The organism is Neorhizobium petrolearium (assembly GCF_017873175.1).
Lineage (GTDB): Bacteria > Pseudomonadota > Alphaproteobacteria > Rhizobiales > Rhizobiaceae > Neorhizobium > Neorhizobium petrolearium.
On record NZ_JAGGJW010000003.1, the window covers coordinates 365,702 to 381,392 of the forward strand.

The window sequence follows — 15,691 nt, forward strand, 5'->3', positions numbered from 1 at the left end:
CGAGGCCGGTTGATAGAAGAAAGCGGACGGCTATCACCGCCCGCTTCCTGCTGCATAAATGGATATCAGTGGCCTGTAGCCGCCCCGGCACCCCGCGGAACACGTATGGATTCCACGAGATCCTGTACATGCTGCGGCGGGGACTGGCTCATCATCGAGACGATATAGGCCGTCGCGAAGTTCAAGAGGGCGCCGATCGGGCCGAACGCCGTCGGCGGGATGCCGAACAGGTAGTTGGCCGGAACATCCGCCAGCATGTTGGTCCCCTTGATGAAGAACCATCCGAGGTAGGTGAACAGATAGAGGCACGTCACGATAAGACCGACGAGCATGCCGACCGTCGCGCCGACCGAGTTGATGCGCTTCGAGAAAATGCCCATCATCAGAACCGGGAAGATACTTGCTGCAGCAAGACCGAAGGCGAGCGCCACCGTCTGAGCAGCAAATCCGGGTGGGTTGAGACCCAGCAGAGTCGCAACAACAATGGCACCGGCCATGGCCACGCGGGCAGCCATGAGCTCACCCTTTTCGGAAATATCCGGTTTCATCCAATCCTTGATCAGATCGTGACTGATCGCGGATGAGATGGCAAGCAGCAGACCCGCGGCAGTCGACAAGGCTGCAGCAAGACCACCGGCAGCGATAAGGCCGATGACCCAGCCCGGAAGCTGCGCAATTTCCGGATTGGCGAGAACGAGAATATCATTGTTGATTTCCAGTTCATTGCCAGCCCAGCCACGCTCTGTTGCCTGAGCCTTGAAGCCCTCGGACTTGTCGTTATAATACTGCATGCGGCCGTCGCCGTTCTTGTCCTGGAATTTCAGGAGACCGGTCACTTCCCAGGTACGCATCCAGTCGGGACGCTCGTCATAGAGAACCGCCTGTTCCGAGGCGCCGTTCGGGAAGATCGTGTTGATGATGTTCAGGCGCGCCATAGCGCCGACCGCCGGAGCAGTCAGATAGAGAAGCGCGATAAACACCAGCGCCCAGCCTGCCGACCAGCGCGCATCAGCCACCTTCGGAACGGTGAAGAAGCGGATGATGACGTGCGGCAGGCCGGCGGTGCCAATCATCAGCGACAAGGTGAACAGGGTCATGTTCAGCATGGACCCCTGCGCGGTATAGGCCGTGAAGCCGAGGTCGGTAACGACCTGGTCGAGCTTCTGGAGCAGCGGCAGGCTCGATTCCATATGAGTCGAGAACAGACCGAGCGGCGGAACCGGATTGCCCGTGAGCTGGATCGATATGAAGATCGCCGGAATCGTATAGGCGATGATCAGGACAACATACTGGGCAACCTGAGTATAGGTAATGCCCTTCATACCACCTAGAACCGCGTAGACGAAAACAACTGCGGCAGCGATCCAGAGGCCGGTGGAGGATTCCACTTCAAGGAAGCGCGAGAAGGCAACGCCGGCACCGGTCATCTGACCGATAACATAGGTTACCGAGATGATAATGAGGCAGATTACCGCCACAAGACGTGCGCTCTGGCTGTAGAAGCGGTCACCGATGAACTGCGGCACCGTGTACTTGCCGAACTTGCGCAGATAGGGCGCAAGCAGAAGCGCGAGCAGAACATAGCCGCCGGTCCAGCCCATAAGATAAGTGGAATTGGCGTAGCCGACGCCGGCGATGAGGCCAGCCATCGAGATGAAAGAAGCGGCCGACATCCAGTCTGCCGCAGTCGCCATGCCGTTCATGACGGGGTGAACGCCGCGGTTTGCGGCGTAGAATTCAGCCGTGGAGCCGGCCCGGCTCCAGATTGCTATGCCGATGTAGATAGCGAAGGATGCCCCCACGATCAGCAGATTAAGCGTATATTGATCCATAATATAGGCCCGCCTTACTGCTCGTCGACGCCGAATTCGCGATCGATCTTGTTCATGTATATTGCATAGTAGAAGATCAACGCGATGAAGATGACGATCGACCCCTGCTGCGCAAACCAGAAACCGATATCCGTACCGCCGACCTTGATGCCGGACAGCGCCGGACGCAGCAGGATGCCGAAGCCGTAGGAAACGACCGCCCAGATCGCCAGACATATGCAGATGACACGCACATTCGCGGTCCAGTAGGCATTGGACGAAGACTTGTCCGCCATGAATGCTCCTCCCTTTTCAAAAGGCGCCAGTCGGCGCCTAACCCTCCAAGTCTATTTCTCCGACTCAACTCCTACGGCGGAATAGACCAGTGTTTAGAAGTAACCAAACCTCTGCCGCTGGTATATCCTCCGTTAGTCGTACATCCACAGCTCGCGACCGGTTTCGCCGGTTGCTACCGGACCAGGAGCATGTCGAGTGCAGAGTGGGCGTGAGCCAGCAGGGCGGGAAAGGCAAAGAGGCTGCGGCCAAGCGAAGCAAAACCCATGGAACCTTTCGTCAGCCTCAACCAGGCAATGACATCCGACTTGACCGATCCAGCATAGCCGATGGAAATTGAATCGAACCAGCCGACCTTTGCGAAAATCTGGCGGGAGTATTCATGGCGGCTCAGCCATCACTGATCGAAAACAGCTTCGTGATGCGGGAGTTGACGGAAACGATTCCGGTTGACACCATATCGTTGACCGCTGAAAAAGCCGTTACAAGCGGTGTGCCGGCGAGCATAAGCCAACGAAACGCTTATGTGCCCGGAACCTGTAATCGATTTGATTGACTGCAATGCATTTTAAGAACCTCTACGAGGAGAGTTGAGCCGCCGGCGTTTAGCTCGAACCGGAACACCTTGGAATGCCGGACTTCCCGATATTACGTCATGGTGGAAAGTGATGACGACATTCATCTCAAGATAAGAACCTGCCCGAACCCGTGGAGAATGGAACACTCCACTGCGCTGAAGTTGCTGATCGGAACCTACCAATGTCGCCTTTTCCACAAAACGCGCGAATTTTGATGTACAGCCACGACACGTTCGGCCTCGGCCATCTTCGGCGATGCAGGACGATTGCGCATTCGCTCGTCGATGCCTTCAGCGGGCTTCGTGTGCTCATCATTTCTGGGGCCACCATTGCCGGCGCGTTTGACTATCGGGCTCGCGTGGACTTCGTCAAAATTCCCAGTGTCATCAAGCTGCGCAATGGTGAATACACCTCGATGAACCGGCACATAGATCTTCACGATACGCTGAAGATGCGGCAGTCGATCATCCGTCATACAGCGGAGACATTTGAGCCGGACATCTTCATTGTCGACAAGGAGCCAATGGGCTTGCGTCGCGAGGTGGAGGAGACCCTGGTCTATCTGAAAACCAGAGGCACGGCCTTGGTGCTCGGCCTGCGTGAAGTCATGGACGCGCCACATCTTTTGAAGTCCGAGTGGGAACGAAACGACGTTCTCCGCAAGGTCGATCAGCTCTATGACGATATATGGGTCTATGGGCCTCCTGATTTCTACGATCCCCTCCTCGGGCTTGAGGTGCCACAGTCGCTGCGAGCGAAGATGAACTTCGTCGGCTTTCTGCAGCGCCAAGCTTCTCCCAAATCGCGCAACGGAACACGAGAGCGAGACGACTATATCCTTGTGACGACCGGCGGCGGCGGCGACGGCAGCGACCTCATCCGCGATGTGATCAACGCCTATGACAGTGATCCCACACTGACACAGCGGGCTCTCCTGGTGCTTGGGCCCTATATGCCCGCCGAGCAACGCCAACAGCTTACCCAGGCCGGTGCTCGGAATCCGGCGCTCGAAATCATCGAATTCGACAACCGGATGGAAGACCTGATCGCCGGCGCCAAAGCTGTCGTCGCCATGGGCGGCTACAATACCTATTGCGAAATCCTCTCCTTCGACAAGCCGGCTTTGATCATTCCGCGCATCCAGCCTCGGGAGGAGCAGTTGATACGTGCACTCCGAGCCCATGAACTCGGCTTGGTGGACATGCTCCATCCCGACGAATCGGTAAACGGACCCCGTCTGTCTCAGGCGCTCAAAGATCTCCTGAAGCGCCCACCACCGTCTGTCACCGCGCCGCATATGCAGCTGGATGGGTTGTCGAACATCTGCCAAATGGTCAACACTTGGCTCGGTCGCGATAATTCCGACCACCTCTCAGTGGTCCAAGGAGGATTGCCGTCCTGAACGGCCGGGTCGAACAGACGTTATCGTCGTATCTTTCCGACGCGTTCTGCAAGCAGTTCCCGGAGGATGATTGCGGTCTGCCGGGCTCCATCGAGCCGCAACGGAACCTCAATTGCGGAATCGAGCGCTAGGGCAGCCGGAATGGCCTCGACCAGCGCTTGTGCTGAAAGCGTCGCCTCGTCCACAGAGATTGCCAGACCAAGTTCCTGGAGTTTTTCGGCACGGGTCGTTTGCTCGGTCTCTCCGCCCGCGGCGAAAGGGATCAACACAGCCCGGCAGCGAGCCTGTAGAATATCGCAGACTGTGTTGTATCCAGCCTGTGAAATAGAAAGCCGCGCCTGCCCGAGCAGGCCTGGAAAATCCTTACGAAACCGAACGATCTCGATTTCCGGCGATGCCATCGCTACCAGGCGGTCCATTTCGGCTTGATCGAGGTTGGGACCGGCAATGACGCACCAGCGCCCAAGCGACGGTAGTTTCGGATAGGCCTCCATCGCCGCTTCGATCAGTTTTGCGCCAACGGCCCCTCCACCAGCGGAGACGATAACGTCGAATTCGGCCTCGCGCGGTTCCGGCGCAGGCGGTGCGACAAGACCGGTATAAGAGACCTTGTCGGCTATCTCAGCGGAAAGCGGGAAGGTTTCCTCTAGCCGTACGAAATTGGGATCACCATGGACGAGCACCCGGTCAAAATGGTCCCTGACGAGTGCTATCGTTTCCTCATCGCGGCCGGGCTTGCGATTCTCCTGCAGGATATCGCGTATCGAACTAATGACGAGGGGACGCGTTTCACAATGTTCAATTTCAGCCAGCAGCGGAAGGAGCTCGAAACGGACCTGCCGTCGGCCGAAAGGAAACGCCTCGATGATCACGATATCCGGCTGTCGCGCCCGGAACACGGCAAGAAGCTGTTCGCGACGCCGTGTCTCCGCTGCTTCGTCTATCGGATTTCCCGCAGCATCCTTAAGCTTTGAAAAACCGTCGCCGGCCGTCACCGCCGGTTCAAGCTGCACATGGTCGATCCCCGCAGCGGGAAAGCCTTCCAAGGGCAGGCCTCCCGTTACCATGGTGACCGAGAAATCACCCTCGCGCAGCGCGGCGGCAATGCGACTTGCACGGGCAAGATGGCCGATGCCGAGAAGGTGCTGGACATAGAAAAAAACCTTCGGAGAGGTCATGGAGCCGGCACCGGATTCAACGGGACAGCGATAGGCCGATCGGCAAACAAAGCCTGGAGCTGCCGGATGCTTTCGCGATGGTCGAATTCTGCGCGCACCTTCACTTCGGCGGCGATGCCTATCGCCCGACGACCCGCGGGGTCGCGAATGGCACTTTCGAGCATCTTCGCAAAAGCAACCGGATCTTCCGGTTCGACGAGGTAACCGTTCACGCCGTTTGAAAACATCTCGGGAATACCGGAGATCGAGGTCGAGACGCAGGCGAGCTTCTGGCTGGAAGCTTCGACAAGAACATTCGGAAGCCCGTCGCGATCGCCATTGCCAGTCACCCGGCAGGCTAGCGCGAAGATGTCGGAGCTGCGGTAATAGGCGAGGATTTCCTGCTGGGCCATCGCACCATGCCAACGGATGCGATCATCGATGCCCAGCCTATTGGCCAGAGCCTTGAGCTTGCTCAGTTCCTCGCCGCCTCCGATGTGCTCGAAACACCAGTGAAGATCGTCAGGCAGCAACGCCAGGGCTTTCAGCAGGACGTCGAAGCCCTTCTTGTCGACGGCACGTCCGACACTGAGAATAGTGATCGGCTGGCTCGCATCGGTACCGTCGCGCAATGGACGTTCCGCTTCGAAAGGCGGAAACCGGTCAAGATCGAGCCCGTGATAACTCAGATGCACGATCTCTTCACGCCTAGACAGACCACGAAGGCGCTCGAAACCCGCCTGGGTACAGGTGACGGTCCATCGCGCGTCGGCGAGCTTCTCGCGCAACTCCCATTCCTTTGTCGTCCAGATGTCCTTGGCATGCGCCGAAACGCTCCAGGGAATTCCGATCATACGGCTCGCATAACGCCCGACTGCCGCCGGCGTATGGATGAAGTGGACATGCAGCCAATCAGCCCCCTCAGGCCATTCGACGGCGAGTACGGCCGCCTGGCCGAAACGGCGGACGCGATTGCGCGTGAAATCCCGACCGAGATCACGTATGAAATCCTTGCACGCCGCGAAGAAGCCCGGCTTCGCACATGCGAGGATGAGAGAGCGCAGAACGCGGAACGGCTCCTCGTGCAGATACTCGGGCAGATAATGCACCGGTGCACGGATTTCGTCATGGATGGGATGACGCTTCTTGTCGGTCGGGCGGCGCATGGAAACGAGAACTAGCTCGAAACCGGCGCGTTCGAGGCCAAGCAGTTCCTGCGCGATGAATGTTTCGGAAAGCCGGGGATACCCCTTCAGCAGGACGACGAGTTTTCGCTGCATTGCTACGTTGATACTTTCCGATGTCGATGTGGCTATGGAACGACGTGTGGCAGCGGCGCCATGTGCAAGGATCAGTAGTCCGCAAGACGGCACATTGCAAGTTACCGATAAGGGTCTGCGGCATCGCGCAGTCCATCTCCCAGGAAGTTGAACGCCAGGATAACGACGATCACGGGAACAACCGGAAACAGCAGCCAGGGGTAGAGCGCGAGTACGTTGATGGTGCGGGCTTCCGTCAGAAGCACACCCCAACTCGTGATTGGCGGGCGCAAGCCGAGGCCGAGGAAGCTTAGCGTGGTTTCGCCAAGGATCATGCCGGGAATAGTGAGGGTCGCGCTGGCGATCAGGTGTGACATGAAACCGGGAATTAGGTGCCGGCCGATAATGCGCCAGTGGCTCGCTCCCATCAGTTGGGCCGCAAGAACGTAGTCCTCTTCACGCAAGGCCAGCAGTTTCGAGCGAACAGCCCGCGCAAGGCCCGTCCAGTCCAGCAGGCCAAGGATGAAAGTGATGCCAAGATAGATGACAAGCGGACTCCAATCCGCCGGCATGATGGCTGCAAGTGCCAGCCAGAGCGGAATGCTCGGAATTGACTGCAGGACTTCGATCACCCGCTGGACGAACAGATCGACGACACCTCCGTAATAGCCGGCGAGGCCGCCGATGACGATGCCGAGCAGGAAACTGGTGATGATACCCAGAAGTCCGATCGTCAACGAGATGCGCGCCCCGTAGAGAATGCGCGAAAGGACGTCCCGCCCCAGCCGATCGGTGCCAAGCAGGAAGAAATCCCCCTTCTGCGACGGACAGACCAAATGGAGATCGCTTTCGACGACACCCCAGAAACGATAAGCATCGCCGCGGCAGAAGAAGCGCAGCGGCTGCACGTTGTTCCGGTCATCGGTATAGACCCGGCGCAGCGTCTTCATATCGAGCGTCATATGGTGCCCATAGACGAAAGGCCCGACGAATTTCCCTTCATGGAACAATCGTACCCGCTGAGGCGGCGCATAGATGTTGTCCATGTTGCGCGTATGCAGATTGTAGGGAGCCAGGAATTCGATGAAGACGATGGACACGTAGGCGACGAGCAGCACGACTGCTGAAGCGAGGGCCAGCCGATGGCGGCGAAAGCGCCAGAACATCAACTGGAACTGCGACGCCTGCTTGAAAACCTTCTTCCCGTCTTTTGCCTGTTCGTCTGCATATGGGTCGAACGGTGTTGCGGAAACATAGTGCGGAAGGGGCTCGCCATCCGGCGGCAGCGAAGTGGTCATTTCATGCTCCCGCCCTTGAGTCGAATCCTCGGATCAAAGAGCGCGAGCGCGATATCGGAAATCAGTACGCCGATGACTGTCAGGAAGGCCAGGAACATCAGAAACGACCCGGCAAGATACATGTCCTGGCTCTGAAGCGCCCTGATCAGCAGCGGACCGGTCGTCTCCAGCGACAAGACGACGGCGGTGATCTCGGCACCGGAGATGATTGTCGGCAGAATGGAGCCGATGTCCGAGATGAAGAAGTTAAGCGACATGCGAAGCGGATATTTCACGAGGACGCGGAACGGATGGAGACCTCTGGCCCGGGCCGTCATCACATATTGCTTCTGCAACTCGTCCAGCAGGTTGGCTCTCAGGCGCCGGACCATGCCGGCCGTGCCGGCCGTGCCGATGATGATGACCGGAATCCAAAGATGCTCGAGGATGGACTTGAATTTATCCCAGCTCATCGACTGCCCTAGATATTGCGGGTCCATCAGGTTGCCGATCGACGTGCCGAACCAGATATTGGCGAAATACATGAAGACCAGCGCCAGCACGAAATTCGGAATGGCGAGGCCGATAAGCCCCACAAGAGTAAGCCCGTAGTCGCCCCAGCTATATTGATGCGTTGCTGAATAGATACCGATCGGGAAAGCGATCAGCCAGGTGAGAGCGATCGTCACCGTCGAGACTAGGATCGTCAGCCATAGCCGATCGCCAACCACATCGTTCACCGGCATGCGGTATTCGAATGAATAGCCGAAGTCGCCTACCAGCATGCCGGTGGCCCAACGCAGGTATCGGATCGGTGCCGGCTTATCGAAGCCGTAGCGCGCCCGCAACTCCTCGATCTCCTGCATGTCGGCCTTCTCGCCGATCGCCCGCATTTCGGCGACATAGCTTTCGAAATAGTCGCCCGGCGGCAGTTCGATGATCGTGAAGACGAACATCGAAATGAGGACCAATGTCGGGATCATCACCACGATCCGCCAGAGAATGTAGCGGACCATCAGACTTCCTCCTCCAGCCAGAAGGTGTCGGGCAGATAGACCCCGAGATAGGAAGTCGGATCGAAACCGAAGAGTCCCTTATCGGGCATGTTGCGCAGGCGGGACGAGCGGACAACAGGTTGAAGCGCCGCATTGACGATGCCGATCGTGAAAACCTGATCGGTGAAGCGTTGCAGCATCCTGTGCCAGATCGCCTCCCTTTCTGCAAAGGTCGACGCACGACGCCAGGCGCGCATGAGATCGACGAGTTCGATTGCCTCCGGCATGTCGGGAGGGTGGCCGTCGCTGCCGCCGGAGAGATAGTGAAGGCCCCAGACCGGCCATTGCAACTGATCATCGGCAGTAGGTGCCAGCTCCCTGGGCGGCATGTCCGCCGTCGGCACGCCGTTGTCCAGGCCCTGGAAGACCGACATGATGGCTTCACCGCCGATGACCCGCTTGCGAAAGAGATCCCGTTGCGAACTGTGGGAGAATAGCTTTATACCGATTTCGCGCCAATGATCGGCGATGAGTTCGAGCACATCGCTCTCGAAATTGTTTTCACCGGCATTCTCCACAATGATCGTGGCGGGTCGGCCATCCGGCAGGGACCGTATTCCGTGAGGGTACGTCCTCGGCAAGCCCGCCTCATCGAGAAGTCTGTTTGCCTCTTCAGGATCGTAAGCCGCCCAGGCCCGAGCATATTCGGGCTTGAAAAGCGGGCTTTCGGGGAGGATCGAATTGGCACTTTCATGTGCCAACCCGTAAAAAACTGCCTTGTTGATTTCCGCGCGGTCGATCGCGAGGGACAAAGCGCGCCGTACCCTGACATCCCTCAGAAGCAAGCGCCACACCTCGTCATTGCAGTTTAGATTCGGCAGTAGCGCGATGCGCGAACCTTGGGTACGCTTCCAAAGGTTTACCTTGATGGGAAAGCGGTCTTCGGCGCTTTTCAGGAACGTGTAGTCCGCAAAATCGATATTCATGAGCTGCAGGTCGCTTTCACCGGCGCCTGCCTTGGCGGCGATGATATCCGCCGAACTGACATTCAGCAGCACACGGTCGATATAGGGAAGCTGAGTGCCGTTTTCGTCGAGGCGATGGAAATAGGGGTTGCGAACGAATACGAACTGGGATGCGGGCGGCTCGGTCGTGTTGCGCCAGGGGTCGTGGGTCGGCAGGTCCGGATTTTCAGGCCGATTGGTGCGCGACATCTTGAGCTGCAGATCGCTCCACGTCTCGACGCGATATTTCTTGCACAGCTTGGCGAGGGTCTCCGGATCCTGATAGCGGGCGTGGAACTGCTTAAGATAGGCCGCCGGCATCGCCAGCTTCAGCGGCGATGGAGCGGCGAGCTGGGCAAGGAAATCCGGGTTAGGAGCATGCCAGCTGTAGCGCACTGTCCATTTGTCGAGGATTTCGAAGACCGGCGCCTGGTCATCCACCCGTAAATCGGTCGGAATACCGCCACGGTGCAATTCGCGATTGTTGTAGATATCTTCCCAGCAGAACCGGAAATCCTCCGTGGTAAATTCGCTGCCATCGGACCAGCAATGTCCCTGCCGAATGCGAAAGGTGAAGATGCGATCTTCCGTTGTTTCGAAACTTTCGAGAATATCCGGCTGCAGATTGAGCGCTTCGTCATAGCCGATAAGCCGAGCATAGCCGTAAATCGGCATCAGCCGGATATCGCGCTGCCCACCGATGAGCATGCGAATGGTGCCGCCTTGCTTGCCGGGCATGCGCCCCATGGCAGCCAGATCAACGCGCCGCGGCTTGTCCGGAAGACCTCCCGGAGTATCCGAGACTGCAGGCGAGGATTTACTCGATGCCGCTGCAATCCGCCCGGAAAGGGTAGTGGAGGCCAAAAGAACAAGGAGAGTACGACGGTTTATCATGATCGCAGCTCTCGTGCGTCGACATTGCGGCGCGCCAGGACCAGATGGCCATTGCCAAGGTCGGCATGGGCCAGCTCCTGTCCGCCGGCCTCGTCGTCGAACTGTTTGCCCCAGCCATGAAAGCCGCTTGTCTTCTTTTGGCCGAGCGCGGTGAAATCGAGCGGGTGATCGAGATCCGGCACAGGAATGGCCGCAATGAGCTTGCGCGTGTAGGGATGAACCGGATCTCTGAGAATGACTTCACGGGGGCCGATCTCGACAATACGCCCCGCATACATGACCGCCACCCGATCGGCCATGTAGTTCACCACCGCAAGATTATGCGAGATGAAGAGATAAGTGAGGCCAAGATCCTTCTTGAGATCCTTCAGCAGGTTGAGAATCTGGGCCTGGACCGAGACGTCCAAAGCCGATACCGGTTCGTCGCAGATCAGCAGTTCGGGACCGAGCGCCAAAGCTCTCGCGATGCCGATGCGCTGGCGCTGCCCACCGGAGAAGCTATGGGGATAGCGGGTGAGTGCCCCCTCATCGAGCCCCATGGTCCGGATGAGCCGACGCACCGAAGCCAGCCGATCGCTCCGGTTGCCGCGGTTGTGAATCTCAAGTCCTTCGCCGACGATATTGCGAACGGTCATGCGCGGCGAGAGTGACGAGATCGGGTCCTGAAAAACCATCTGAATCTTCTGGCGCAGCATCTCCAGATCGCGACCCCTTGCCTCCAGCACGTTGATGGAACGACCTTCCGTATTGAAAGCCACCGAACCGCCATCGGCGCTGAGGCCGCGCATGAGGATTTTGCTCAGCGTCGTCTTGCCGCAGCCACTCTCACCCACAAGACCAAGACTTTCGCCCCGGCGGATATCGAAGCTCACGTCGTTCACCGCTAAGGTGCGCCCTTGGCCGCCCCCGAAAAAGCCCGATTTCTTCGTGCTGAAGGATTTGCTAACGTGACGGACCGACAGGATGACATTCTGATCCGTTAGGCCCTTAAGGCCCTTGCGCTTGCCAAGCAGTTCCGAGCTGTCGATTTCGATTTCCCGCAAGGGCTTCAGGCGCTCACCGGGATGCATATCGAAATGCGGCACGGCAGCCATCAATCCCTTCGGATAGGGATGGATTGGCCGGCGGAATATGTCGTCGACGGTACCGGACTCCATGACTTCGCCGCGATAGGCGACCACGACCTCGTCGGCCAGATTGGTAACCACACCGAGATCGTGAGTGATCAGCAGCATCGCCATATGGAAGCGATCCTGGAGATCGCGGAGCAGTTTCAATATCTGCGCCTGGATCGTCACATCCAAAGCAGTCGTGGGCTCGTCAGCAATCAGAAGAGCCGGTCGGCAGATCAGTGCGGCGGCTATCATGGCGCGTTGGCGCATGCCGCCGGAGAGCTCGAAAGGGTACATCCGACGCACCTTGGCCGGGTCCCCGAAGCCTACAAGCGAGAGCATTTCGTCTATTCGCTCGAGCTGATCCTTGGCGGAGGATGCATCGTGGATACGTAGCGCCTCCTCGATCTGGTTGCCGACGGTATGGAGCGGTGAGAAAGATGTCATCGGCTCCTGAAAGATCATGCCGATGCGATTGCCTCGGATATGGCGGATCTGTCGTCCGTCGCGCGGCAGGCTTAGGAGATCGACCGACTGGCCGAGTGCGGGATCATTGTAAAGAATACGTCCGCCGATGGAGGCGATGGGGCTTTCTATCCCGACGATAGTGCGCCCGATGACCGACTTTCCAGACCCGGACTCGCCAACGAGCGCGGTCACCTTGCCAGGGCGGATACGCATGCTGAAATTCTTGACTGCGTTGATCCTACCGCCAAAAATCGGGAAACTGACTGACAGGTTTTCTATTCTCAGGAGGTCGGGCGTATATGTCATGCTGATCGCCCGCTTGCCGCGTGATCTGAAACCTGAGACTGTTGCTTCAGGGATGCTCGTCCATTGCCTAGCACTTTCATTGATGTTGTGCGCTCGCCTCGGCTGAGTGGCTCATCGAACGAAAACTGGACTACAGACATTGTATCACGAAAGCACGGGTCGCGCATTGGTTGACTGGGTTATAACAAGCATCGTAGCGCATAAGCTCTAGCATCGTCTATGCTGCAAATTCGTGTTTTTCAGGCTCGTTCATGAAAACCAGGCAATATTATAAAGACCTTCTGCGAGACGCCCAGGATCTCATCAGGAAAGGACTTTTCCAAGAAGCACGATCAATCCTCGATACACTGCTTGGCGAGGCTGACGCGATGGCAGAAGCCCTCGGAGCAAGAACTTCGCTAGGTCTACCAAGGCAATTGCAATCCGTCCTGCTAAAGCTCGCCAAATCCGAAGCAGATCCTATCCGGAAGATCAGTTATCAATATCATTTGGTGCCACCGCCCGAAATTATCGCAAAACATGTGAAATACAATGCGGATGAGCGCCGCATAATGGCTGCGGCCATGACTTTGCCGGTGCCGCGCGTCATCCACCAGATCTGGATCGGAAAGAAGCCGGTACCGGTGACGGTCGAGGCTTGGAGAGAACATGCCGACCTCCACGGCTACCGCCATCACCTCTGGCGCGAGGAGGACTTGCGCGCTGTCGGCGCATATGAAAATGCGATCTTCAAGGGAATGCTGGAGGCCGGCGATTATCCAGGCGCCGTCGATGTCGCGCGTTACCTGATCCTCGACCAAATCGGCGGAATTTATCTCGACTGCGACTGGTACCCGGCACAGCGCGGCGCAACTTTTCACGATCTCCTGCAGTTGAGCGGACTCGGAGCTTTTGCCGAGGATATCCCGCGCAATACCGGCGCAGGCGTTGCGCTGCTGGCCAATTCCTTCATTGCAGCACCGCCCAGCCATCCCGTCTTCTCCAAGATAATTGAAGCTCTGGCGGGCATCCGCGCGGAATTGCCTGGCGCACCGGCCTGGTGGACGACGGGACCGCTGCTTTTCACGGTCGCCGCCCGCTCAACCGCAATAAACCTCGCCCCCGCCGATTTTGTTGCCGCCAGCGCCCCTGCTGCTGCGACCTTGGACGAGGTTCGGCAGTTGGCAGCTAGAGCCGAAAACACAACATCCGGACTGCTGATTGCCTGGAAACCGTGGTGACTGAGGCCATTGCGGCCCATCAGTGTCGTGCTGTCCGGATGATTTCCTCACTACGCATCCAGCGGCACCCCGGGTGCCCGCGCGTCAGCTCAAACAGCGCTTCAAGAAAGCGCCAGGCGGATGCATCATGCACTAGGTGATGGCTCAGGATGCCAACCGTATCGAGCGGATGCCCGCTTAACTCCCCGATCCTTCGCAGAACTTCCCCAAACAACAAGTCCTCCGGCCGCCCTCCTCTGGTGCCGTGCCAGTCGATAATGTCGATATGAGTATTCAAAAGGGGAATGCGGTCGTTTCCGTTCTCCCTGCCGAAAGTCGAAAGCGCCTGAATGCCGAGAGGCGGAAGCGCTGGCAGCAGACCTCGATCGATACGGTTCCATGGGGGCACGAGCATGGGAAACGCGCGCTCCCCGAACAGACCCTCCAAACGCTTCCAACCTTGGTCGATTTCGGCCAGCACGACAGCAGGGTCCCGGTGCGATCCGAGTTCCTGCTTCTTCTCCCCTTCCGGGGCATGATTTTGATGGCTCCAGCCGTGTACGACCACGGTCACCAAAGGCTCATCCTCGAGCCTCGCAGCGAGGGATTGTCTGGCACCTGCTGGAATCACGGCGAGCGTGACTGGAACGTCGTTGTCGGTGGTGAGTTCGAGCAGCTGCTCAAGCGGATTTGTCGGCTCGGTCGCATCGTCGTCTCGCAACCAAAACGTGATCGGCCGGTTGTTTTCGACGGCGCGATCGAGAGCCCGCGCTACGAGATTCCTGGTCATGAAGAGGCTCCGATATATCTTGCCAGAATGTCCTGCAGCCTGATGGCTGCACGATCAACCGAACGCTCGCTGCCGGCGAACCGACGCGCCTCGACCGCCATAGCCTGCCTCTCCACTCCGGAAGTTAAAAGGCGCTCGATCGCAGCCGCGTAAGCGCTCACATCACCGGCGGTCATCAGCAGACCCGTGCGCCCGCTAGCGACAACTTCGGGGACGCCGGCGGTTTCTTCCGCAACCACAGGCAGGCCGGCAGCTTGCGCCTCCAGATAGGCCAAGCCGTAGGCCTCGCCGTGTCCGGGCCAGACATAAAGCGACGCAGCAGACAGCAGTTCGGCGATTTCGTCGGCGGTTTTGACACCATGCCAGCGGATTCGCTCCGGCGTGAGGAACCCGAATGCCGCTTCGACCTCGGCTCTCGCTGGCCCGTCACCGATTACATCCAGCGTCCACGGGAGATGCCGGAGAAGACGAAGGCTTTCGGCGAGCGCGCGGTAACTGTCGAGCTTGTCGCCCGGCCGCATCATGGCGACAGTGATCAGGCGAAAAGGCTCGGGCCTTGGTTCTCGAACCCGAAATGGGGCTGGATCGATGAATGCCGGCAGGCGTTCGAACCGACCTTGTGGAGCGACGGCACGAAGGCCTCGCTCATCCCGACCGGTGAAACAAAGATTCACGGCCGCCATTTGGACCGCGCTCAACACAGCCTCCTGGCTGAACACCCAAGCGCCTTCATTGCGTCGCAACGAGTAGGAGGCTTCTGCGGTCACATAAGGCAGCCCAAAATGCTGACAGAGCGCCGGACCGAGCAGATCGGGGGCCTTGTAATAGGGGTGATAACAGAACCACAGGTCGGGCTGTCCGCCGGAAGTCCATCCTTCTTCCAGCCGCGCAATCTCAGCTTGAGCGGCCTGCCGTCGTTCTGCAAGACTGGAGCTGCTTGCGGTCGGCATGAAGGAACGAAATTCTGAAGCGATCTCGACATCGTAGCCGGCAAGAGTGAGCGCCTGGATGAGCAGGCGCGCCATCAGTCGATCACCTGAAGGAACAGGGTGACCGGGGGGCTTCAAGGGTGAATAGAAGGCAATTTTCATAAGTGGACAATGACGAATGCGTGAGGGATCGGGCAAAGACTTGTATCAAGGCAT

Annotated in this window: 13 protein-coding genes; 3 read left to right on the forward strand and 10 right to left on the reverse strand. The window is 58.3% G+C overall.

All coding sequences use genetic code 11. The annotated features are described in order from the left end of the window. Positions 1 to 65 precede the first annotated feature (65 nt). Both J2046_RS07940 and J2046_RS07945 read right to left on the reverse strand, forming a co-directional pair. Positions 66 to 1,832: a sodium:solute symporter family protein gene (locus tag J2046_RS07940; protein ID WP_210050734.1), complete on the reverse strand. Its 1,767-nt coding sequence runs from the start codon at positions 1,830 to 1,832 to the stop codon at positions 66 to 68. 14 nt (positions 1,833 to 1,846) lie between these two features. Next, the gene (locus tag J2046_RS07945; protein ID WP_037152093.1) at positions 1,847 to 2,107 is read right to left on the reverse strand and encodes a DUF4212 domain-containing protein; all 261 of its coding nucleotides are present in this window, start codon (positions 2,105 to 2,107) and stop codon (positions 1,847 to 1,849) included. A gap of 380 nt (positions 2,108 to 2,487) precedes the next feature. Here J2046_RS07945 and J2046_RS07950 point away from each other — a divergent pair, with 380 nt between their 5' ends. Together J2046_RS07950 and J2046_RS07955 are read left to right on the forward strand one after the other, a co-directional pair. Next, complete coding sequence (locus J2046_RS07950) at positions 2,488 to 2,661, forward strand: hypothetical protein (protein ID WP_210050735.1); 174 nt, start codon at positions 2,488 to 2,490, stop codon at positions 2,659 to 2,661. Positions 2,662 to 2,864: 203 nt separating this feature from the next. Continuing rightward, entirely contained in the window at positions 2,865 to 4,085 is a 1,221-nt protein-coding gene (locus J2046_RS07955; RefSeq protein ID WP_210050736.1) for a glycosyltransferase family protein, read from the forward strand. A gap of 20 nt (positions 4,086 to 4,105) precedes the next feature. Here the strand turns inward: J2046_RS07955 and J2046_RS07960 are convergent, their stop codons facing one another. The 6 genes from J2046_RS07960 to J2046_RS07985 form a co-directional block, all read right to left on the reverse strand. Beyond that, positions 4,106 to 5,263 (reverse strand): glycosyltransferase family protein, encoded by a 1,158-nt coding sequence (locus J2046_RS07960; protein ID WP_210050737.1) that lies wholly within the window; start codon positions 5,261 to 5,263, stop codon positions 4,106 to 4,108. Further along, entirely contained in the window at positions 5,260 to 6,522 is a 1,263-nt protein-coding gene (locus tag J2046_RS07965) for a glycosyltransferase family 4 protein (RefSeq protein ID WP_210050738.1), read from the reverse strand. Before J2046_RS07965 ends, J2046_RS07960 begins: the two co-directional genes overlap by 4 nt. A 101-nt stretch (positions 6,523 to 6,623) precedes the next feature. Next, positions 6,624 to 7,799 (reverse strand): ABC transporter permease, encoded by a 1,176-nt coding sequence (locus tag J2046_RS07970; RefSeq protein ID WP_210050739.1) that lies wholly within the window; start codon positions 7,797 to 7,799, stop codon positions 6,624 to 6,626. Then, positions 7,796 to 8,794: an ABC transporter permease gene (locus J2046_RS07975; RefSeq protein ID WP_210050740.1), complete on the reverse strand. Its 999-nt coding sequence runs from the start codon at positions 8,792 to 8,794 to the stop codon at positions 7,796 to 7,798. The genes J2046_RS07970 and J2046_RS07975 overlap by 4 nt, the downstream gene beginning before the upstream one ends. Beyond that, entirely contained in the window at positions 8,794 to 10,671 is a 1,878-nt protein-coding gene (locus J2046_RS07980; RefSeq protein WP_210050741.1) for an ABC transporter substrate-binding protein, read from the reverse strand. Before J2046_RS07980 ends, J2046_RS07975 begins: the two co-directional genes overlap by 1 nt. Then, positions 10,668 to 12,557 carry an ABC transporter ATP-binding protein gene (locus J2046_RS07985; protein WP_210050742.1) on the reverse strand — a complete coding sequence of 630 codons (1,890 nt, stop codon included), beginning with the start codon at positions 12,555 to 12,557 and terminating at the stop codon, positions 10,668 to 10,670. Before J2046_RS07985 ends, J2046_RS07980 begins: the two co-directional genes overlap by 4 nt. Positions 12,558 to 13,108: 551 nt before the next feature. Between J2046_RS07985 and J2046_RS07990 the strand changes: the two genes are divergently transcribed. Then, positions 13,109 to 13,777: a glycosyltransferase family 32 protein gene (locus J2046_RS07990; RefSeq protein WP_210050743.1), complete on the forward strand. Its 669-nt coding sequence runs from the start codon at positions 13,109 to 13,111 to the stop codon at positions 13,775 to 13,777. A gap of 19 nt (positions 13,778 to 13,796) precedes the next feature. Here the strand turns inward: J2046_RS07990 and J2046_RS07995 are convergent, their stop codons facing one another. Together J2046_RS07995 and J2046_RS08000 are read right to left on the reverse strand one after the other, a co-directional pair. Next, positions 13,797 to 14,546 carry a polysaccharide deacetylase family protein gene (locus J2046_RS07995; protein ID WP_210050745.1) on the reverse strand — a complete coding sequence of 250 codons (750 nt, stop codon included), beginning with the start codon at positions 14,544 to 14,546 and terminating at the stop codon, positions 13,797 to 13,799. Further along, a complete protein-coding gene (locus J2046_RS08000) occupies positions 14,543 to 15,637 on the reverse strand; it encodes a glycosyltransferase family 4 protein (protein ID WP_210050748.1) in 1,095 nt (364 codons plus the stop codon). The genes J2046_RS07995 and J2046_RS08000 overlap by 4 nt, the downstream gene beginning before the upstream one ends. Positions 15,638 to 15,691 lie beyond the last annotated feature (54 nt).

Excerpts from the sequence above, each read along its gene's own strand:
- J2046_RS07940 (WP_210050734.1), bottom strand. The coding sequence starts at position 1,832 with ATGGATCAATATACGCTTAATCTGCTGATCGTGGGGGCATCCTTCGCT.
- J2046_RS07945 (WP_037152093.1), bottom strand. The coding sequence starts at position 2,107 with ATGGCGGACAAGTCTTCGTCCAATGCCTACTGGACCGCGAATGTGCGT.
- J2046_RS07950 (WP_210050735.1), top strand. The coding sequence starts at position 2,488 with ATGGCGGCTCAGCCATCACTGATCGAAAACAGCTTCGTGATGCGGGAG.
- J2046_RS07955 (WP_210050736.1), top strand. The coding sequence starts at position 2,865 with ATGTCGCCTTTTCCACAAAACGCGCGAATTTTGATGTACAGCCACGAC.
- J2046_RS07960 (WP_210050737.1), bottom strand. The coding sequence starts at position 5,263 with ATGACCTCTCCGAAGGTTTTTTTCTATGTCCAGCACCTTCTCGGCATC.
- J2046_RS07965 (WP_210050738.1), bottom strand. The coding sequence starts at position 6,522 with ATGCAGCGAAAACTCGTCGTCCTGCTGAAGGGGTATCCCCGGCTTTCC.
- J2046_RS07970 (WP_210050739.1), bottom strand. The coding sequence starts at position 7,799 with ATGACCACTTCGCTGCCGCCGGATGGCGAGCCCCTTCCGCACTATGTT.
- J2046_RS07975 (WP_210050740.1), bottom strand. The coding sequence starts at position 8,794 with ATGGTCCGCTACATTCTCTGGCGGATCGTGGTGATGATCCCGACATTG.
- J2046_RS07980 (WP_210050741.1), bottom strand. The coding sequence starts at position 10,671 with ATGATAAACCGTCGTACTCTCCTTGTTCTTTTGGCCTCCACTACCCTT.
- J2046_RS07985 (WP_210050742.1), bottom strand. The coding sequence starts at position 12,557 with ATGACATATACGCCCGACCTCCTGAGAATAGAAAACCTGTCAGTCAGT.
- J2046_RS07990 (WP_210050743.1), top strand. The coding sequence starts at position 13,109 with ATGGCTGCGGCCATGACTTTGCCGGTGCCGCGCGTCATCCACCAGATC.
- J2046_RS07995 (WP_210050745.1), bottom strand. The coding sequence starts at position 14,546 with ATGACCAGGAATCTCGTAGCGCGGGCTCTCGATCGCGCCGTCGAAAAC.
- J2046_RS08000 (WP_210050748.1), bottom strand. The coding sequence starts at position 15,637 with ATGAAAATTGCCTTCTATTCACCCTTGAAGCCCCCCGGTCACCCTGTT.